This window comes from Pseudomonas sp. NFR16 (assembly GCF_900108875.1).
Lineage (GTDB): Bacteria > Pseudomonadota > Gammaproteobacteria > Pseudomonadales > Pseudomonadaceae > Aquipseudomonas.
Genome location: NZ_FNYJ01000001.1, coordinates 659,146 through 676,477 on the forward strand (window position 1 = coordinate 659,146; position 17,332 = coordinate 676,477).

Below are 17,332 nucleotides of genomic sequence, written 5' to 3' on the forward strand. Positions count from 1 at the left end.
ATCAATCGCCGCGCGTGACGCGCAGCACCTCTTCGAGGGACGTCACGCCGGCCACGGCCTGACGCAGCCCTTCTTCATAAAGCGTACGCAGTCCGCCCCGGCGGGCGGCCTGTTCCAGGGTGGCAGCGTCTGCCTGGCGCATCAGCAGACTGCGCAGTTCTTCGTTCATCACCAGCAGTTCGGTGATTGCACTGCGCCCGTGATAGCCACCGCCAGGCATATCGGTGGCGGGACGGTACAGCATGATCGGGCGCTGATCGGTGAAGCGCTCCAGGCCGTGCTCGGCCACCAGTTCGGCCGGCGCCTGAAACGCAATGCGCGTCAGCGGGTCGAGGCGGCGCACCAGTCGCTGGGCCAGAATGCCTTTGACGGTCGACGCGATCAGATAACTTTCCACGCCCATGTCGAGCAGGCGCGTGATACTTGCCGCGGCGCTGTTGGTGTGCAGCGTCGACAGCACCAGGTGGCCGGTAAGGGAAGACTGGATCGCGATGCGGCAGGTCTCCAGGTCGCGCATCTCGCCGATCATGATCACGTCCGGGTCCTGACGCACGATGGAGCGCAGCGCGCCGGCGAAGTCCAGCCCAATGGAAGGCTTGACCTGAATCTGGTTGATACCCTCAAGTTGGTATTCCACCGGGTCTTCGACGGTGATGATCTTGCGCTCGGCGGTATTGAGACGAGACAGGGCGGTATACAGCGTGGTGGTCTTGCCCGAGCCGGTGGGGCCGGTGACCAGCAGGATGCCGTGAGGGTTTTCCAGCACGTCGAGGAAATTCTGCAGACGCTCGCCGTCCATGCCCAGGCTCGGAAAGTCGAAGCTGACGGTCTGGCGATCGAGCAGGCGCATGACCACCGACTCACCAAAACTGGTGGGCACCGTGCTCACCCGCAGGTCCAGCTCCTTGCCCTGAATGCGCAACATGATCCGGCCATCTTGCGGCAGACGCCGCTCGGCGATGTCCAGACGGGCCATGATTTTCAGGCGCGAGATGACTGCAGCCGAGGAGCTGGAAGGCGGCGCTTCGGCTTCATGCAGCACACCGTCGATGCGGTAACGCACTTTGAACTGGTGTTCGAACGGCTCTATATGAATGTCCGACGCACGCTGCTCGACCGCCCGCTGCAGGATCAGGTTGACCAGGCGAATGACCGGCGCCTCGGAGGCAAGGTCCTTGAGGTGTTCGATGTCTTCTTCGGCGCCGTTGTGCTCATCCATGGTTTCGATCAGCGAGCCCATGGCCGAACGGCCCTGGCCGTAGAAGCGCTCGATCAGCCCGTCGACCTCGCTGGCCAGACCGACCGATACGTAGACGGGCGTCTGGCTGGCGTAACGGACGGCCTCCAGGGCATAGACATTGGCGGGATTGGCCGCCAGCACGTGCACGCCGTCGGCATGCCGGCCGATGGGCAGCAATCGTTGGTGGCGCATGAAGCGCTCGCTCAGCGCGGGTGACGTTTCATCGGGCACCGGCACTGCGTCGGCGATCAGCAGCGGCGACTCGAGGGTCGACGCCCATGCCCGGGCCATGTCCATTTCGGACACCAGGCCCAGGCGCGTCAGCAGTTCGGTCAGCGAACTGCCAGGGGATTCGTGTGCCAGTCGGCGCGCCCGATCCAGATCACCCGGTTTGAGTCCGGCATTAGCCAACAGCCAGGCGCACAACGCTTCTGACGGGTGCTCGGTCAGTTGTTCCAGACGGACAGGTTTGAGAGTATCGGACACGACGGGGCTTCAATTAGCGACAACTATGAAGGGACCGTTTAAAGTCCCCTCATCGATTGTAAGTGATTACGATAAGTTCTGATTCAGTGGGAAGAAGTCGACGACTGTTCCGTTGGGCGACCGCGCTTGTTTTCGTCCGCTTGAACTTGCTTATGTTGTTTCTTATCGACTTTCACGTTTTGAGTCTGGGTCATGACGGTCGAGTCAGGTGCGCCCGATACCGATTCCGTGGTGCTTGATTCGGCGGCCAGCGTGGTGCCGGCAACTGCAAAGGTCATGGCGGCGGCAGCGGCAAATAGTGGCAATTTCACGTGGTGATTCTCCAGATGTGCAACGAGTGTTGGGATGACGTCAGGCGTTGACCCAGACGCTTTTACTGGGCTGTGAAGCCAACTGAAACCCCCGGTTTCCGGGCGCTTCAAGGGCCTGCAGATCATTTTTGCTAAACCTACAGACCTGTAGGTTTAGCGAGAGTTCAGCGACTGTATCAAAAAATTTCCGATATTTTTCATTGTTGATATTTTCGTTTGACTTCAACTAAAAACAATTGCCTTAATTTAAATGACGCGGGGATTCGCCGCGTATTGGCTGGCGCTGTGCCAGTAACTTTGGTTTTACCTGACCTATCGCCCAAGTTCATTGCTTGCAGGTGCGCCACATTTCTTTGTCCGCGGTTTCTATTTGGAACTTCGGTATGGGCGACGTATTGCCCTGAATAAAAGGGTTGTGGTCTGTCAACTGCGACAATTGCGCGCAGGCGATATATGGAGAGTTTTTTCTGATGCGAACCCGTAGAACTTTAGGTGCACATTCGGCACTGGCGCTGTTGAGTCTGGCCATCGGTCATGCCAATGCGGCAACGACCACCCAGGAGCAGTTGGCCGCCAAGGAAGTGCGTGCAGACAAGGCCGCCGAGAAAACCCTGGCCAAGATGACCCAGGAAGAGAAGCTGGCGTACATCGGCGGTATCGGTGGCTGGGACGTCAAGCCGCTGTCCCAGTATGGCGTACCGCAGATCCACGGTGCGGACGGTGGTGCGGGCATTCGCTACACCAGCGAAGGCAACGATCCGGGCGTGGTCTATCCGTCCGGCCCGAACCTTGCGGCCACGTTCAACCCGCGTCGGGCGATCGACTTCGGCCGCGCGCTGGGTTACGACACTGCCACCGGCGGCTATCAGTTCGTGACCGGTCCCGGCATGAACCTGTATCGCATGCCGTGGAGCGGTCGGGCATTCGAGTACCTCTCCGGTGAAGACCCGTTCCTGGGCGCAAGCCTCGGTCCTGCGGTCATCAACGGCATCCAGCAGCGCCGTGTCTGGGCCGAAGCCAAGCACTACGCGGGTAACGATCAGGAAACCAACCGCTTCATCCTCAACCAGGTCATGCCCGAGCGCGTGCTGCGCGAGATGACCCTGCCGCCGTTCGAGTCGGCCACCAAGAACGGCACCGTCGCGATGATGATGTGCTCGTTCCAGAAGGTGAACGGCGAGTACGCCTGCGAGAACAAGCACTTGATCGCCGACATCCTGAAGAAGGAATGGGGCTTCAAAGGGCTGGTGCAAAGCGACTACAACGCCATCGTTCACGGTCTGCCTGCGGCGCAGGCCGGCTCGGATCTGGACATGATGGGCGGCCAGATGAACAGCTCGGTGCTCAAGCCGTATCTGGACAGCGGCGAGTTGGACATGGCGACCATCGATGACAAGGTTCGCCGCATCCTCAAGAACATCTACCTGTACCAGTTCGACAAGTTCGCACCGCTGACCGCGCACAACATGAACAGCGCGACCAGCAACAAAGTCGCGCTGAACATTGCCCGTGAAGGCATCGTGTTGTTGAAAAACCAGAACGATGTCCTGCCGCTGGACAAGTCGAAGGTCAAGCGCATCGCCGTGGTTGGCGATCTGGCCAAGTACGCGCCACCGACCGGTTTCGGCAGTGCCCACGTCGACGCCACCCGCTACGTCAGCGAGCTGAGCGGTCTGCAGCAGATGGCACCGGGTGCCAAGGTCGAGTTCCTCGACGGCCTGTCGCTGGACCCGACGGCGTCGACCTGGACCACCACCGACAGCAAGGGCAACGCCGTTGCCGGTCTGAAGACCGAGTTCTTCACCAACGCCAACTGGTCCGGTGATCCATCGGCGACGCGTATCGACACCCATGTCGATATGGACTGGTCCACAGACGATCTGCCAAGCAACGGCGACACGGCCAATACCTCGATCCGCTGGAGCGGCCAGATGACGCCGGTCACCAGTGGCGAGCAGGTGTTCAAGGTGCGTGCCGACGGCGCGGTGCGCCTGTGGGTCAACGGTGAGAAGATCATCGACAACGGCGATGGCGAGAACATCACCAACAAGAGCATTCCACCGACCATTCCGGTCTCCGGCAAGATCAAGCTGGAAGCCGGCAAGGCCTACGACGTGAAGCTTGAGTACTCGCGCCGTGACGGTTACCTGTCCACCATGGGCGGCCTGGTCGGCGTGCAGATGGCCTGGGCATCCCTGACCGCGCCGCAGGACCTGTCCAAGTACGACGCCGTTGTCGTGGCAGTGGGCAACAGCAGCGAATACGAAGGCGAGGGTTTCGATCACAGCTTCGATTTGCCCGAGTACCAGAACGAGCTGATCCAGAACATCGCCAAGGCCAATCCGAACACCATCGTCACGATGCATGGCGGCACCGGCCTGAAGATGAGCGACTGGATCGATCAGGTTCCGGCTGCGCTGCACGCCTTTTACCCGGGCCAGAACGGTGGTCAGGCGCTGGCCGAGATCCTGTTCGGCAAGGTCAACCCGTCGGGCAAGTTGCCGATCAGTATCGAGCGCAATATCGAAGACAACCCGCTGTACGCGGATTTCCCGCACTTCGATAACACCCGCACGCTCAAGGAAATCAGCTACAAGAATGACCTGACGATGCTCGGCTATCGCGGTTACGACAAGACCGGCACCAAGCCGCTGTTCGCCTTCGGTCATGGCCTGTCGTACACGCAGTTCAGCTACAACAATATCTCGGTCACGCCGGGCGTTGCCGTGGGCAACACGCCGATCAAGGTTTCCTTTGACCTGACCAACAGCGGCAAGCGTGCCGGTTCCGAAGTGGCTGAGCTTTACGTGGGTCAGCAGAACCCGAAAGTGGAGCGCGCGGTCAAGGAGCTCAAGGGCTACAAGAAGGTCTTCCTGCAACCGGGTGAAACCCGTCACGTGACCATCGAGCTCAACGACCGCTCGCTGGCTTACTACGACGACACCAGCAAGCAGTGGGTGGTCGATGCCGACACCTTCAACATTGCCGTGGGCGCCGCCTCCGATGACATCCGTCTCAACGCCAAACTGGTCAACTCGTTCCGCCAGGAGCTGTCGACCACCACCAGCAACCCGCTGCCGCGTTCGGCTTTGAACTCGGTGAAGGTCACGCTGCCTGCCGTGAAGACCGGTGGCGTCTTCGATCAGGATGAAAGTGTCGACGACAGTAACGGCAACGCCGATTACGACGGCAACACCGCGTACTGACAGAAGGGCGCGGGGCCGGGGCTGACCTCGAGGTCTGCGTCCGGTCCTGTCGCCATAGGAAGTCGGGGAGGTTGCTTCGCAACGCAGGTTGCAAGGCATCACCCCGATCTTTTACGCCTGAATCTCTCGCTTGACCTGCGCCATGTAGCTTTCGAAGGTCTTCACCAGATCGACCTTGTCTGGAAAGCGCAACCATTGCAGCTGCAAGCCGTCCATCATCGCCAGCACTTGCTGGATGACCCCGTCCAGGTCCACATCGCCACGCACTTCACCTGCCGCCACGAGGTAATCGAGGCGAGCCCGCATGCGTCCATGAATCATCTGATACCGCGACTGAAACCATTCCCAGGCTGGATGGCTGTCCACCAGACTTTCAGCATTGAGGATGCTGAACGCCCGGATGACGCCCGGCGCCGTGGCGTTCGAGCGGTTTATCTGCTGCAACCCTTCGATGAAACCATCGAGGGTCGGTTCACTCTGGACCTCGTCGGCCACTTTTTGGTTGACCTCATCGCGCCGCGTCAGCACGGCCATCAGCAAGGCGACCTTGTTGGGGAAGTGGTGCAGCACGCCCGCCACCGAAATGCCGACGAGGTCGGCGATCCGGGCAATCGACGCGCCAGCGTAGCCCTCCAGCGAATAGAGGCCGAGTGCGGCGTCGAGCACCTCTTCACGGCGCTTCTCGCCCTTGGGCGCGCGCCGCGTGCGGGGAGGGGAGTCTGACGTATGTTCTGGCATATCGACCTTGTTCGTGACGACCGGCAAAGTTCAGGGCACCCACTTTACGTGAGCTTTCCCCTCGGTCGCCAGTGTGGCGTGTCGTCGGCCTTGCGATGCCTGGGTGGCGTGTTCAAAACCGCTGGCACCCTTGAGCCAGCGGACTCAAGGCCGTATGCGCGTGAGCGCTGTCAAGGCACAAGCCCGGCCTTGCGATAGGTTTCAATGGTGGTGTCGTAGACGCCAATGTCGCCCCGGCCACGAGCGATCAGCTGCGCGCCCTCGACGGCGGCATAGATCGCCAGGGCCTGGAGCGCTTGCTCCTGACTGTTCAGTTGCGGCCGGCAGATGGCCAGGACCTCGGTCAGCCACTGCACGTTGAGCTGAGTAAAACCGTCCACTTCCGCGCGCACCTCGGCGGGCAGGTCGTCATATTCGGCGGCCATGATGCCGCACAGGCACATGCGGTTATCGTCCACCAATGCCATGCGAAAGACATCGGTGTAGCCCTTGATCCACACCGCCGTATCATCCGAATTGCCGCGCAGCGCCTGCAAATAGGCGCGACCGTCTTCGGTGTAACGCTTGGCCAGCGCCGCGCCCAGATCCCCTTTGGTGGGGAAGTGATAGTGGATGCTCGCGCTTTTGATGCCCACTTCCTTCGCCAGCTCCCTGAAGCTCAGCCCGTTGTATCCACGGGTCTGCACCATCTTGCGAGCGGCCGACATGATGACTTCACGTGTGTCCATGAAAATTTACCTCTCTATCGATAGATAGACGTTGACAGCCTGAAAATCTCTCGCCATTGTATATCTACCAGTAGATAGATAGCTATGGAGCACGCATGAAAGTTTTCGATATCCCCGGTTTTCCCAACCCGCTGCGCATCCGAATTGTCCTCGCGGAGAAGGGCCTGGCGTCCAGCGTCGAGTTCATCAAAGTCGACCTGCCAGCCGCCGAGCACAAGCAGCCAGCCTTTCTGAAGATCAATCCGCTGGGCACCGTTCCGGTGTTGCAGCTGGACGATGGCACTTACCTCTCCGAATGCACGGCCATCACCGAGTACCTGGACCATCTGGACGGCGATCCAGTGCTGACCGGTAAGACGGCCAAAGAGAAAGGCGTCATCCATATGATGCAAAAGCGCGCCGAATCCGAGCTTTCGGATCCCGTGGGTTTTTACTTCCACCACGCGACACCGGGTCTGGGCGCCGCCCTGCAACCTTACAAGAGCCCTGAGTGGGAAGGTCGCGTCGAATGGGGCAATCGTCAGCGGGATAAGGCGCTGGCGGGCATGCAGTACTTTGATCAGGTTCTGCGCAGTCAGCCGTACATTGCCGGTGAACAGTTCTCGATGGCCGACATCACCGTCTTCGCAGGCCTGATTTTTGCCGGTTTCGCCAGCATTCAGATCCCCGAAAGCTGCACCGCGCTCGCCGCCTGGCAAGCCAAGGTGCAAGAACGCCCTAGCGTGAAAAACCCGGCTTGACGCCGTGCCCCGGCCGATGAGGTCGGGGCGATCTTTCCTTCCATCCGTTCTGATTCTCAGGTGTTTTCAAATGACCGTGTTCAATTCTCGTTGGGCGCTGCGCCAGACTGTGGCCGTCGCCGTGATGGCGGCTGCGTGTTCGACCCTCTCTGCCAACGCCACGCCTGCGCCAGCGCAACCCAAGGCGGCCCATGGGTACACCCATCAAACCGCGCCCACTCGGTTTGTCGACGTCGATGGCGCTCACCTGGCCTATCGCCGGTTTGGCAAGACAGGCGGCGTGCCGCTGGTGTTTCTTCAGCATTTCGTGGGCAACCTCGACAGCTGGGACCCTAAAGTCATCGATGGCTTTGCCCGTGATCGCGAGGTCATCCTTTTCGACAACGCAGGCGTCGCCAGCTCGAGCGGTGAAGTGCCGGACAACATCGAGGACATGGCCCGATACGCGGCCGGCCTGCTTAAGGCGCTGGGTGTGAAACAAGCGGACTTGCTGGGCTTTTCGATGGGCAGCCTGATCGCCCAGCAAGTGACGCTGGATCATCCTGATCTGGTGCGTCGTCTGATTCTGGTGGGCTCTTCGCCGCGCGGTGGCGTCGGCATGGCTTCGCTGACCCCGGAATTCCAGGGCTATCTGGCGAAGAAGCGCGAGGTGCCGGACGAGCTGCTGCTGGACGTGTTCTTCACCCAGAGCGCAGAAAGCCAGGCCGCCGGGCGTGAGTTCCTGACCCGTCTCAGGGCGCGCAAAGTCAATCGCGATGTCGACGTCAACAGCAAGACCGCACCGGCACAGGCCGCCGCCATCGCCCGCTGGGGCAAACCTGCCGACAACGCCAACGACTACCTGAAAAACATCAGGCAGCCGACGCTGGTGGTATCCGGCAGCAACGACATCGTCTTCTACACGGTCAACGACGTGACGCTGCAGCAGCACCTGCCAAACGCGCAACTGGTCATTTATCCCGACTCCAACCACGGTGCGATTTACCAGTACCCCGAGCTGTTTGTGAAACATGCCTCGCTGTTCCTCAACGGGACCCGGTAAGTCTTCATCGCGCTGCCGATCCGCTCGGCAGCGCGCTTTTGTCGCGATCATTGCCTGAGGAAACGTACTCATGAAAGCGATCCAGTTCAGCACCTTCGGCGGCCCTGAAGTGCTCGAATACATCGATCTGCCGACGCCTGCGCCGGGTGTGGGCGAAGTCTTGATCGATACGTCCGCGGTCGGCGTGAACTTCCCTGATATCCGTGAGCGGATGGGGGTCTACAACCGTTCGGAGACACGCGTGGGTGGCGTGACGCTGCCCCATGTCGCGGGCCTGCAAGCCGTCGGCCGGGTGTCGCGGCTCGGGGAGGGTGTCGAGCCCACGCTGCTGGGCAGTAAAGTCATGGCGCTGATGCCCAGAGGGGCGTACGCACAGCAGGTCGTTGCCCGTGCCGATCTGCTGGTCACGCTGGACGAATCGGCAAACGATGTCGCCATGGCCGCACTGCCGTGCCAAGGCGTCACGGCGTACCTGGCCCTTGACGTCTGCGGTCGGTTGGCGGCAGGCGAGAGCGTCTTGATCCAGGGCGCCGCAGGCGGGGTCGGCAGCCTTGCGGTGCAGATCGCCAGGGCGATGGGCGCGCAGACGGTGATCGGCACCGCCAGTACCGAAGACCGGCGTGCATTCGTGCGCCGCCTGGGCGCGGACCATGCCATCGGCTACGACACGCCGCAGTGGCCCGAGCACGTCCGGGCCCTGACGCAGGGACGCGGGGTGGACGTCATTCTCGAGACCATCGGCGCCGAGGTGTTCGATCAGAACTTCGAGTGCCTGGCCATGCTTGGGCGTTGCGTGGTAGTGGGCTCGACCCGTGGCCCCGGCGAGCCGTTTGCACCGCGCAGGCTGATGGCCAATGCGCAGACGCTGACGGGGGTTTACCTGCCGACGTTTTTTCAGCGCCCGGCACTGATTCGCCAGGCGCTGCGTTTTCTTGCGGACGGCGTGAGCGCCGGCACCCTCAAGCCCGTGATCGGCGCCGTGCTGCCGTTGAGCAACACCGCCCATGCCCACGCGTTGCTGGAACGTCGTGAAGTGCAGGGCGTCATCGTGCTCGATCCGGGGCATTGACCACAGGCTTGTGTCGGGCTGCGAGGCCCGTTAGCCCAACAAAGTTTCAGCGACGGGAGTGAGCCAATGCGCTGCAGAAGATCGGCCCTTTGGATGAGCGTCATCACGCTGCTGTTGATGTGCGGTCTGATTGAACCAGCCGTCGCGGCGGATGTTCAGTATTGCTACGCGACAGTTGCGGGGAGCCGGATTTTCTATCGCGAAGCAGGGGATCCGGCCAGGCCGGTCGTGCTGTTGCTCCATGGTTTTCCGTCTTCGTCGCACATGTTCCGGGATCTGATCCCGGCGCTGGCGGCGCACTTTCATGTGATCGCGCCGGATTATCCGGGAATGGGTAACAGCGATGCGCCCGCAGCAGGCGCGCCGCCGCTGACGTTCGATGCCGTCGCGCAGACGATGGACGTCTGGCTTCGGCAATCGGGTATCCAGCGCGCAGTGCTCTATCTCCAGGATTTCGGGGGACCGGTCGGGATGAGACTGGCCACCCGTCATCCGTCATTTGTTCGCGGGCTGGTGATACAAAATACACCGCTGTCGCTGGACGGATGGGAGCCCGCGCGGCTGAAGGCAGTGCAGGCCAACGCCGGCCCGGAAACGCCTGAGAAGCGGGTGGCTGCAGAGGCGAGGGTGGTACTCGCGACCGATCTGTTTCTGTATCGACAGGGCGCTCGAAACCCGGACGGGCTTAGCCCGGATGCCTGGCAAAGCGATGCTGCAGCGCTCGGCGATCCGCAGAAAAGGCGGGCGATGACCGACTTGCAACTGGACATCGGCTCAAACCTTGCGCTGTATCCGCAATGGCAACACTACCTGAGCATTGCCAGGCCAAGGACACTGGTGGTCTGGGGCGATGGAGACCCGATATTTGCCCCCGCGGGCGCCGACGCAATCAAACGCTATGTCCCGACGGCGCAGGTCGTTCACTACCGCACCGGGCATTTTGCGCTGGAAGAAGAGCATAACGACATCGCCCGGCGGATCATCGCGACGTTCGGCGAATCCCGACCCTCCGTTCAACCCTGACCTTGCCATCGACGTACGGCCTGTAGCGACGTGTTTCGCCGTCAGCTTCCCCTCGCGGTTGACACCTGTGCATATACACATATGATAGGCGTCATCAAATATTGCGGCGCCGACCTCACAGAGCGGCGCCTGCTTTTGAGTCATGTTGTGTAATTGCACATGAAAGTATCATCCATGAAATCGAGGAGTTAACCGTGAAGCCATTTCCTGATATCCCATCCCTGGGCAACGTCGATCCCGCTGATCGCATTAGCGCGATCGACTTTGTGAACCGGCTTAACTGGTGGTTCGAAACCTGGGACGTGGAGTCGATGCTCAATGCTTTCTTACCCGACGCAGTCGCCTACCACTTTCATGGCACCCTCAACGGTCGCGATGAGATGCGCCGGTTTTTCGAGCGCGACTATCCCTACCTGATCCCGGGCGTCAGCCGACACGCCACCAACCACATCGTCGACGCTGACGAGGACGGCGTGGTGGTGCGTTATCAGAATCTGTTGGTGCGCTACGCATCGCCGGAGTCGGCGGCCGCGCTGGGCGATGGCCAAGCCATCAAAAGCCCTGATGGTCTGCCCGCCATCTGGTTGTACTCGCCGATGATGGATCGGCTGCGTCGGGCGGAAGACAGCTGGAAAGTCTTCGAGCGGTACATCGGCGGGTCAACCATCAACCCCCGACTGGACCCGCCGACAACCGACCCGGCCGAGCTGGCTCAGTACATGCCTAAACTCAAAAATGCCTGAGGCGTGACTCAGACGGGGCGCGCCGGCCACCACCCGGCAGCTGGCGCGGTTTCCTCAGGTCATGATTTGCCGATGAGCGCGTGCGCCAGTTTTCGATCATCCGCTGACAGGTTCTGCGCGCTCATCGCGTTGTTGAGGGCTGATTCTGCACTGGAGAGCGCCCCGCGCAAGGCGCTGATCTCGATTTGCAGCTGCTTGCCGCGGGCCTCTTTTTTGTCAGCGCCCATGCCCTTGTCACTGGCCAGTTGGGCCAATTCCTGAACCTTGTCGGCGAGCTTCTGCTCGATTTCCCGAATGGCTTTCAGCGAGTCCTTGATTCCGTCCGGCAAGGCGGAGGCATCAATGTCGGCATTGCGATGCTTGTCGTCTTCGGCCTTTTTCCGGGCTTCGGGAGACAGGCTCACCTCAATGCCCCTTGCGGTGCGGATCGGGCCGGCGTCCTGGTCTTCGGCAGTCGGAGCGGCTGATGCCGACGCCGCTGGCGTGGTGGTTGAAATGTGGGCCGTGAGCGGCGGGACCTGACCGTTTACTTTCATGATTCGACTCGTCCGTGTTGTTGTTTGTATCGAAAACCGCTGCGCGCAAATGCTGAGCCGCGGCTGAGTGCGACCGTCGCTCCTTCAAATCCTGAATTGCCTGATCGCAGCGCCCAGTTCAGCACTGAGCGAAGACAGCTCGCGCGCCGTGTCGGCGCCTTGCCGGGTGTCGCGGGCCACCGACTCGATGGACGTCGCGATGTGTTGAACGCTGCGATTGATTTCTTCGGACACGGCAGTCTGTTCGCTGGCCGCGCCAGCGATCTGGGCGTTCATCGAGTTGATGGTCGAGATAAGGCCAGCGATTGCTTCCAGTGAGGTCATCGCACGTAACGCGCGTTCACGGGTCCGGCTGCCTGTTTCGCTCGACTGAGTCATTGCGCTGACAGTGTTCACCGTGCCGTCCTCGAGCCGCCCGATCATGCCGTGGATTTCTTTCGTGCTTTCCTGCGTTCGGCTGGCGAGCGCGCGGACTTCATCGGCGACGACGGCAAACCCACGGCCGGCTTCTCCGGCGCGCGCCGCTTCGATCGCAGCGTTGAGCGCCAGAAGATTGGTCTGATCGGCTATCGATCGGATGACGGCAAGGACGCCAGCGATTGCGCCGACCTCTGACTGTAACCGGGTCAATGACAGGCCACTGGTGTTCAGGTTGTCTACCAGCACGTTCACGCTGTCCACGCTGGCATTGACGATTTCCCCCGCGCTGGCGCCCTCGTGCTGTGCCTGATTGGCCGCGTGTGCAGCTTGCTGAGCATGCTGCGCGACCTGCGACGCGGCGGCGGACATCTGGTTGATGGCAGCGGCGACCTGGTCGGTCTCCTGCCGTTGCAACGCCATCGCCTGCTCTGAGCGCTGCGCCTGATCCGTCACATGAGCGACCAGCGCGGTCAAGCGTTGGCCCATGCCGGCAACGTTGCCGACCAGACCCTGGATCTTGGCGACAAATCGATTGAACGAGTGGGCAAGCTGACCCAGTTCATCATGGCTGACGGCGGGCAGGCGGCGGGTCAGGTCACCATCGCCGGAGGCAATACTTTCCAGCTGCAGCCTGAGTTGCAGCAGTGGCCGAAACAGACGCTTGACCTGCCACGCCGCTAGCAGCGCAAGCACAATCGAGGCGGCAATGCTCAGCGCAAGTATCTGCATGACCAACTCGGACCGGCGTTGTCGAAGTTCATCTGTGATCTGAGCGACCTGGGCATCGATGTCGTCAAGATTCGCTGCCGTCCCGATCATCAATTTCCATTTGTCCAGGTACATCGCGTAGCCGAGCTTGGGGACGACCTTGTCACTGTTGGGCACCGGAAAACGATAGGTCTGGAAATGCGAGCCATCCCGGGCAACGCGGACTAACTCATTGATCACGAACACCCCGTCCGGGTCGCGGAAATCCTTGAAGCTTTCTCCGATCTTCAGGTCCTTGTCGGCCCAGAACACCCGCACGCTGTCAGCGTCGTAGCCGAAGTAATACCCGTCCGTTGAGTAATGCAGTTGCTTGAGAATAGCGATGGCCTTATCACGCGCGTCAAGGTCGCCCGGTGCGGAAGCGGCGTAGATCGGCGCGATCGCACTTTGTGCCACTTGGACCGCATGTTCCAGTGCCGTTTTACGCGTCGCGATAAGGGTCGCGCGGGTGTCCCTTGCTTGTTCGTCTGCCGTGGATTGAAGCAACGTGACCGCAAGGGCGGTGATCAGGATAGCAAGCAAAAGAGCAGGGGCAACGCACAGCAAGATGACCTTGCTACGGATTGACAGCGTCATGTTCTGGCACCGGCATTGTTATTGAATGAGTGGCACAAACGGCTCATTCATTATAGTCATCATCTAAAGCGTCGTATGCCCGTATTACTACGTACTCATGCTGCCCGATACGTGGACGCTTGCCCTGTGCTCACTCAAGTTGGCTCAGATAATTGAAGAGGTTGGCGGCTTCCGGTGACAGCCGCTGCGGGTCGGCGACCCCAACGAACAGGGTACGCGTCGCCCAGTCGCCTTCGATGGGGATCGCGCGTAATTTGCTCACCAGCAATTCAGGGTGCACCGACCCCAGTGGCAGGATGCCGATGCCAAGTCCGGCGTTGATCATCCTGCAGATGCCGTCGAAGCTGCTCACCTGGATGCGCACTTTCAGGATCTTCCCGGTGCCGGCGGCCGCGTCGCCGATCCTTCGCAGCAGTGAGCTGCCCTGGTTCAACGCGACGTAGTCGAAGTCAAGCGTGTCGGCCAGCGTCACGGTTTCGCGCATTGCCAGCGGGTGATCCTGGGGTGCCAGCACCACCAGCCTGTCGCGTCTGAACGGCCGTCTTTGCAGCCGGGGTGCGGGGACGTTATCGGCAAAAATGCCGATGTCCGCACGGCCGTCTTCCACAGCCTGGATGGTCATGTCGCTGAGGGCTTCTTCGAGGCCGATGCGCACGTGAGGGTTTGCGGTCAGGAAAGTCGCGAGATCGTCGGGCAGAAACTGGATGATCGCCGAGGTGTTGGCGAACAGCCTCACGTGACCCCGCACGCCGCTCGCGTAATCACTGGCGTCATGGGCCATGCGTTGAGCGCCTTCGAGGATATGCCGGGCGTGTTCGGCCAGGCCTCTGCCGGCCGGCGTCAGCTGCAGACCACGGGCCAGCCGGACAAATAACGTGCAGTCGGTCACGCGCTCCATTTCGGCCAGGCGCTTGCTTGCGGCAGACACGGTCATGTGCGCGGACTCGGCAGCCTTGGTCAGGTTTTCACTGTCGGCCGTGAGCACCAGCAGGCGCAGTGAAATCAGATCCAGCTGAAGCAGGTTAAGCATGTCTTCTTCCTACTGTTTCCATTAAGGAAAGGGTAGTGGAAAACTTTGAAATTCTCATCCGTTCGTTTTGGAGGGACTATCCACCCATCGCCTCCAACAAGAACGGAAAACGTCATGAGCCTACCGCTGGAAGGTATCAAGGTGGTTGAAATGGGTCAGCTGATTGCTGGGCCGTTCGCCGCGAAAATGCTTGCCGAATTCGGCGCCGAAGTGATCAAGATCGAACCGCCTGTCACTGGCGATCCCCTGCGCAAATGGCGCCTGCTTCACGACGGAACCTCCGTCTGGTGGGCCGCTCAGTCTCGGAACAAACAGTCGCTCACGCTGGACCTTCGTCAGGCAGAAGCCCATGACGTGGTCAAGCGCCTAGTCAAAGAGGCCGACATCCTGATTGAAAACTTCCGTCCCGGCACCCTTGAGAAATGGGGGCTGGGCTGGGAGGAGCTGTCGGCGATCAATCCCGGACTGGTCATGCTCCGGGTGTCCGGTTACGGCCAGTCCGGCCCTTATCGAGACCTGCCGGGCTTTGGCGTAATCGGCGAAGCCATGGGCGGGCTGCGGCATCTGTCCGGTGAGCCTGGCCGCACGCCGGTCAGGGTCGGCGTCTCCATCGGCGATTCCCTTTCCGCACTGCACGGCGTGATCGGCGTGCTGCTTGCCCTGCGTCATAAAGAACAGAACGGTGGCGCGGGGCAGCAGGTCGACGTTGCGCTTTATGAGTCGGTGTTCAACATGATGGAAAGCCTGATTCCGGAGTACTCGGTCTTCGGCACGGTCCGCGAACCTGCCGGCAGCAGCCTTCCGGGGATAGCACCCACCAACGCCTACCGTTGCCGGGATGGAAAGTACGCCCTGATCGCAGGCAACGGCGACAGCATTTATCGCCGGCTCATGGAACAGATCGATCGCTTGGATCTGGCCGACGATCCCGAGCTTGCACAGAACGACGGTCGTGTCCGTCACGTCGCCAGAATCGACGCGGCGATCTCCACGTGGACGGCCGAGCGCTCGCTCGAACAGGTACTGGCCGCATTGAAGGCCGCCAACATTCCCTCCGGGAAGATCTACGACGCCTCCGACATCGCTGCAGACCCGCATTACCAGGCGCGCGACATGCTGCTTCCCGGCACGCTCGACGACGGTACGGCCGTCACGCTGCCCGGCATTGTGCCCAAGCTCCTGGCCACGCCCGGCCGGGTTCAATCCCGCGCGCCGACGCTGGGCCAGCACACCGATTCAATCCTTCAACGGCTCGGCATCGACGCGAGCACTCGCGAGTCGTGGCGCAGCCGCGGCCTGATCTGATAACGGAGTAGCCTGAATGAAACGCTTGTTCATGCAGGAAGTCGCAACCCGTGACGGCTTCCAGAACGAAAAGACCTTCATCGAAACCGAGCAGAAGATCGCCCTGATCAACGCGCTGAGCCAGTGCGGTTACGCCAAGATCGAAGTGACTTCGTTTACCTCACCCAAGGCGATTCCAGCGTTGCGCGACGCCGAGGCTGTTATGGCCGGCATTACGCGTCAACCAGGGGTCGAATACACCGTTCTGGTGCCTAACGTCCGCGGGGCTGAACGTGCGCTGGGCTGTGGCATCGACGAGGCCAACCTGGTGATGTCCGTCAGCGAGCCGCACAACCGTTCGAACCTGCGCATGACCCGAGAGCAATCGTTCGCTCAGCTCAAGGATGTCGTCGGGGTGATCGGCAACGGTCCGGTGGCGGTCAACGTGTCGTTGTCGACCGTGTTCGGCTGCCCGATGCAGGGCGAAGTCCCCGACAGCGACGTGCTGGGTTGGGTAGAGCGTTTCGCCGAACTCGGCGTGCGCGGCATCACCCTGTGCGACACCACCGGCATGGCATACCCGACGCAGGTCGAGTCGTTGTCCCGTGCCGTTCGCGAGCGCTTTGCGCAGCTGCAACTGACCCTGCATTTCCACAACACCCGCGGCATGGCGCTGGCCAATACTTTGGCTGCGCTGCAGGCGGGTATCGACCGCTTCGACGCTTCGCTCGGTGGCCTGGGCGGGTGCCCTTACGCACCGGGCGCCAGTGGCAACGTGTGCATGGAAGATCTGGTGCACATGCTCGACCTGATGGGGTACGACACCGGCATGAATCTGGAGCGCGTGCTGGCGGCGTCGGCGCAATTGCCGGGGCTGATCGGGCACGACGTCCCGAGCCAGATACTCAAGGCCGGGCGACGTCTGGACCTGCATCCCGTTCCGATGCACGTGCACACGCTGAGCAAGCAGGTCACCAACCCGGAACTGGAGCGTGCGCAATGATCGATCATCTTGACCATCTGGTGCTGACCACCCTCGATGCTGACGCCTGCAGGGATTTTTACGTGCGCGTCATGGGCCTGCGCGAAGAGACCTTCGGCAACGGCCGCGTCGCATTCGTGTTCGGCAAGCAGAAAATCAACGTACATGTGCGAGGGCAGGAGTTCGAGCCCAAAGCGCACCTGCCGGTGCCCGGAGCACTGGATCTGTGCTTCATCGCCAGCACGCCGCTTGACCAGGTCGTCGCTCATCTTGAAGCGCAGGCGTGGCCGATCATCGAAGGCCCGGTACAGAGGACGGGCGCCACAGGCCCCATCCGTTCGGTTTATGTGCGTGATCCCGATCTGAACCTGATCGAGATTTCCGAGCCCCTCCAACCCTCAGTACGATAA

The 17,332-nt window shown here is 61.2% G+C and carries 16 protein-coding genes and 1 pseudogene; 9 read left to right on the forward strand and 8 right to left on the reverse strand.

Annotated elements, in window-relative coordinates:
• Position 1: 1 nt before the first annotated feature.
• Both gspE and BMZ10_RS02940 read right to left on the reverse strand, forming a co-directional pair.
• Positions 2-1,726: a type II secretion system ATPase GspE gene (gene gspE / locus BMZ10_RS02935; RefSeq protein ID WP_093458549.1), complete on the reverse strand. Its 1,725-nt coding sequence runs from the start codon at positions 1,724-1,726 to the stop codon at positions 2-4.
• A gap of 83 nt (positions 1,727-1,809) precedes the next feature.
• Complete coding sequence (locus BMZ10_RS02940; RefSeq protein WP_093458550.1) at positions 1,810-2,037, reverse strand: hypothetical protein; 228 nt, start codon at positions 2,035-2,037, stop codon at positions 1,810-1,812.
• A 470-nt stretch (positions 2,038-2,507) separates the two neighbouring features.
• On the opposite strand from BMZ10_RS02940, the gene BMZ10_RS02945 reads away from it, so the two are divergent.
• Positions 2,508-5,243 carry a beta-glucosidase gene (locus BMZ10_RS02945; RefSeq protein WP_093458551.1) on the forward strand — a complete coding sequence of 912 codons (2,736 nt, stop codon included), beginning with the start codon at positions 2,508-2,510 and terminating at the stop codon, positions 5,241-5,243.
• Positions 5,244-5,354: 111 nt separating this feature from the next.
• Here BMZ10_RS02945 and BMZ10_RS02950 read toward each other — a convergent pair whose 3' ends face one another.
• Entirely contained in the window at positions 5,355-5,981 is a 627-nt protein-coding gene (locus tag BMZ10_RS02950; protein ID WP_093458552.1) for a TetR/AcrR family transcriptional regulator, read from the reverse strand.
• Positions 5,982-6,151: 170 nt separating this feature from the next.
• Positions 6,152-6,709 carry a TetR/AcrR family transcriptional regulator gene (locus BMZ10_RS02955; RefSeq protein WP_093458553.1) on the reverse strand — a complete coding sequence of 186 codons (558 nt, stop codon included), beginning with the start codon at positions 6,707-6,709 and terminating at the stop codon, positions 6,152-6,154.
• A 95-nt stretch (positions 6,710-6,804) separates the two neighbouring features.
• Between BMZ10_RS02955 and BMZ10_RS02960 the strand changes: the two genes are divergently transcribed.
• The 5 genes from BMZ10_RS02960 (at position 6,805) to BMZ10_RS02980 (ending at position 11,326) form a co-directional block, all read left to right on the forward strand.
• On the forward strand, positions 6,805-7,449 hold the full coding sequence (locus BMZ10_RS02960) for a glutathione S-transferase (protein WP_093458554.1): 645 nt from the start codon (positions 6,805-6,807) through the stop codon (positions 7,447-7,449).
• Between the two features lie 70 nt (positions 7,450-7,519).
• Positions 7,520-8,491 (forward strand): alpha/beta fold hydrolase, encoded by a 972-nt coding sequence (locus tag BMZ10_RS02965; RefSeq protein ID WP_093458555.1) that lies wholly within the window; start codon positions 7,520-7,522, stop codon positions 8,489-8,491.
• 70 nt (positions 8,492-8,561) lie between these two features.
• Positions 8,562-9,560, forward strand: a complete 999-nt coding sequence (locus BMZ10_RS02970) for a quinone oxidoreductase family protein (protein WP_093458556.1) — start codon at positions 8,562-8,564, stop codon at positions 9,558-9,560.
• Between the two features lie 93 nt (positions 9,561-9,653).
• Positions 9,654-10,583, forward strand: coding sequence for an alpha/beta fold hydrolase (locus BMZ10_RS02975; RefSeq protein ID WP_256214307.1), 930 nt, complete (start codon positions 9,654-9,656; stop codon positions 10,581-10,583).
• Positions 10,584-10,777: 194 nt separating this feature from the next.
• Positions 10,778-11,326 carry a nuclear transport factor 2 family protein gene (locus BMZ10_RS02980; protein WP_093458558.1) on the forward strand — a complete coding sequence of 183 codons (549 nt, stop codon included), beginning with the start codon at positions 10,778-10,780 and terminating at the stop codon, positions 11,324-11,326.
• Positions 11,327-11,385: 59 nt separating this feature from the next.
• Here the strand turns inward: BMZ10_RS02980 and BMZ10_RS02985 are convergent, their stop codons facing one another.
• From BMZ10_RS02985 to BMZ10_RS02995, 4 genes and pseudogenes are all read right to left on the reverse strand, one after another.
• A complete protein-coding gene (locus tag BMZ10_RS02985) occupies positions 11,386-11,862 on the reverse strand; it encodes a hypothetical protein (protein ID WP_093458559.1) in 477 nt (158 codons plus the stop codon).
• 84 nt (positions 11,863-11,946) lie between these two features.
• A complete protein-coding gene (locus BMZ10_RS28125; protein ID WP_371265936.1) occupies positions 11,947-12,768 on the reverse strand; it encodes a methyl-accepting chemotaxis protein in 822 nt (273 codons plus the stop codon).
• Positions 12,769-12,804: 36 nt separating this feature from the next.
• Positions 12,805-13,626 (reverse strand): annotated as a pseudogene (locus BMZ10_RS28130) (cache domain-containing protein); the annotation flags it as partial.
• A gap of 130 nt (positions 13,627-13,756) precedes the next feature.
• The gene (locus BMZ10_RS02995; RefSeq protein WP_093458561.1) at positions 13,757-14,656 is read right to left on the reverse strand and encodes a LysR family transcriptional regulator; all 900 of its coding nucleotides are present in this window, start codon (positions 14,654-14,656) and stop codon (positions 13,757-13,759) included.
• Positions 14,657-14,770: 114 nt separating this feature from the next.
• Here BMZ10_RS02995 and BMZ10_RS03000 point away from each other — a divergent pair, with 114 nt between their 5' ends.
• From BMZ10_RS03000 to BMZ10_RS03010, 3 genes are read left to right on the forward strand one after another with little or no spacing between them, the layout of a single operon-like run.
• Positions 14,771-15,961, forward strand: coding sequence for a CaiB/BaiF CoA transferase family protein (locus BMZ10_RS03000; RefSeq protein WP_093458562.1), 1,191 nt, complete (start codon positions 14,771-14,773; stop codon positions 15,959-15,961).
• 16 nt (positions 15,962-15,977) lie between these two features.
• The gene (locus tag BMZ10_RS03005) at positions 15,978-16,943 is read left to right on the forward strand and encodes a hydroxymethylglutaryl-CoA lyase (protein ID WP_093458563.1); all 966 of its coding nucleotides are present in this window, start codon (positions 15,978-15,980) and stop codon (positions 16,941-16,943) included.
• The gene (locus tag BMZ10_RS03010; protein WP_093458564.1) at positions 16,940-17,332 is read left to right on the forward strand and encodes a VOC family protein; all 393 of its coding nucleotides are present in this window, start codon (positions 16,940-16,942) and stop codon (positions 17,330-17,332) included. Before BMZ10_RS03005 ends, BMZ10_RS03010 begins: the two co-directional genes overlap by 4 nt.

Excerpts from the sequence above, each read along its gene's own strand:
- BMZ10_RS02945 (WP_093458551.1), top strand. The coding sequence starts at position 2,508 with ATGCGAACCCGTAGAACTTTAGGTGCACATTCGGCACTGGCGCTGTTG.
- BMZ10_RS02950 (WP_093458552.1), bottom strand. The coding sequence starts at position 5,981 with ATGCCAGAACATACGTCAGACTCCCCTCCCCGCACGCGGCGCGCGCCC.
- BMZ10_RS02955 (WP_093458553.1), bottom strand. The coding sequence starts at position 6,709 with ATGGACACACGTGAAGTCATCATGTCGGCCGCTCGCAAGATGGTGCAG.
- BMZ10_RS02960 (WP_093458554.1), top strand. The coding sequence starts at position 6,805 with ATGAAAGTTTTCGATATCCCCGGTTTTCCCAACCCGCTGCGCATCCGA.
- BMZ10_RS02965 (WP_093458555.1), top strand. The coding sequence starts at position 7,520 with ATGACCGTGTTCAATTCTCGTTGGGCGCTGCGCCAGACTGTGGCCGTC.
- BMZ10_RS02970 (WP_093458556.1), top strand. The coding sequence starts at position 8,562 with ATGAAAGCGATCCAGTTCAGCACCTTCGGCGGCCCTGAAGTGCTCGAA.
- BMZ10_RS02975 (WP_256214307.1), top strand. The coding sequence starts at position 9,654 with ATGAGCGTCATCACGCTGCTGTTGATGTGCGGTCTGATTGAACCAGCC.
- BMZ10_RS02985 (WP_093458559.1), bottom strand. The coding sequence starts at position 11,862 with ATGAAAGTAAACGGTCAGGTCCCGCCGCTCACGGCCCACATTTCAACC.
- BMZ10_RS28125 (WP_371265936.1), bottom strand. The coding sequence starts at position 12,768 with ATGGGCCAACGCTTGACCGCGCTGGTCGCTCATGTGACGGATCAGGCG.
- BMZ10_RS02995 (WP_093458561.1), bottom strand. The coding sequence starts at position 14,656 with ATGCTTAACCTGCTTCAGCTGGATCTGATTTCACTGCGCCTGCTGGTG.
- BMZ10_RS03000 (WP_093458562.1), top strand. The coding sequence starts at position 14,771 with ATGAGCCTACCGCTGGAAGGTATCAAGGTGGTTGAAATGGGTCAGCTG.
- BMZ10_RS03005 (WP_093458563.1), top strand. The coding sequence starts at position 15,978 with ATGAAACGCTTGTTCATGCAGGAAGTCGCAACCCGTGACGGCTTCCAG.
- BMZ10_RS03010 (WP_093458564.1), top strand. The coding sequence starts at position 16,940 with ATGATCGATCATCTTGACCATCTGGTGCTGACCACCCTCGATGCTGAC.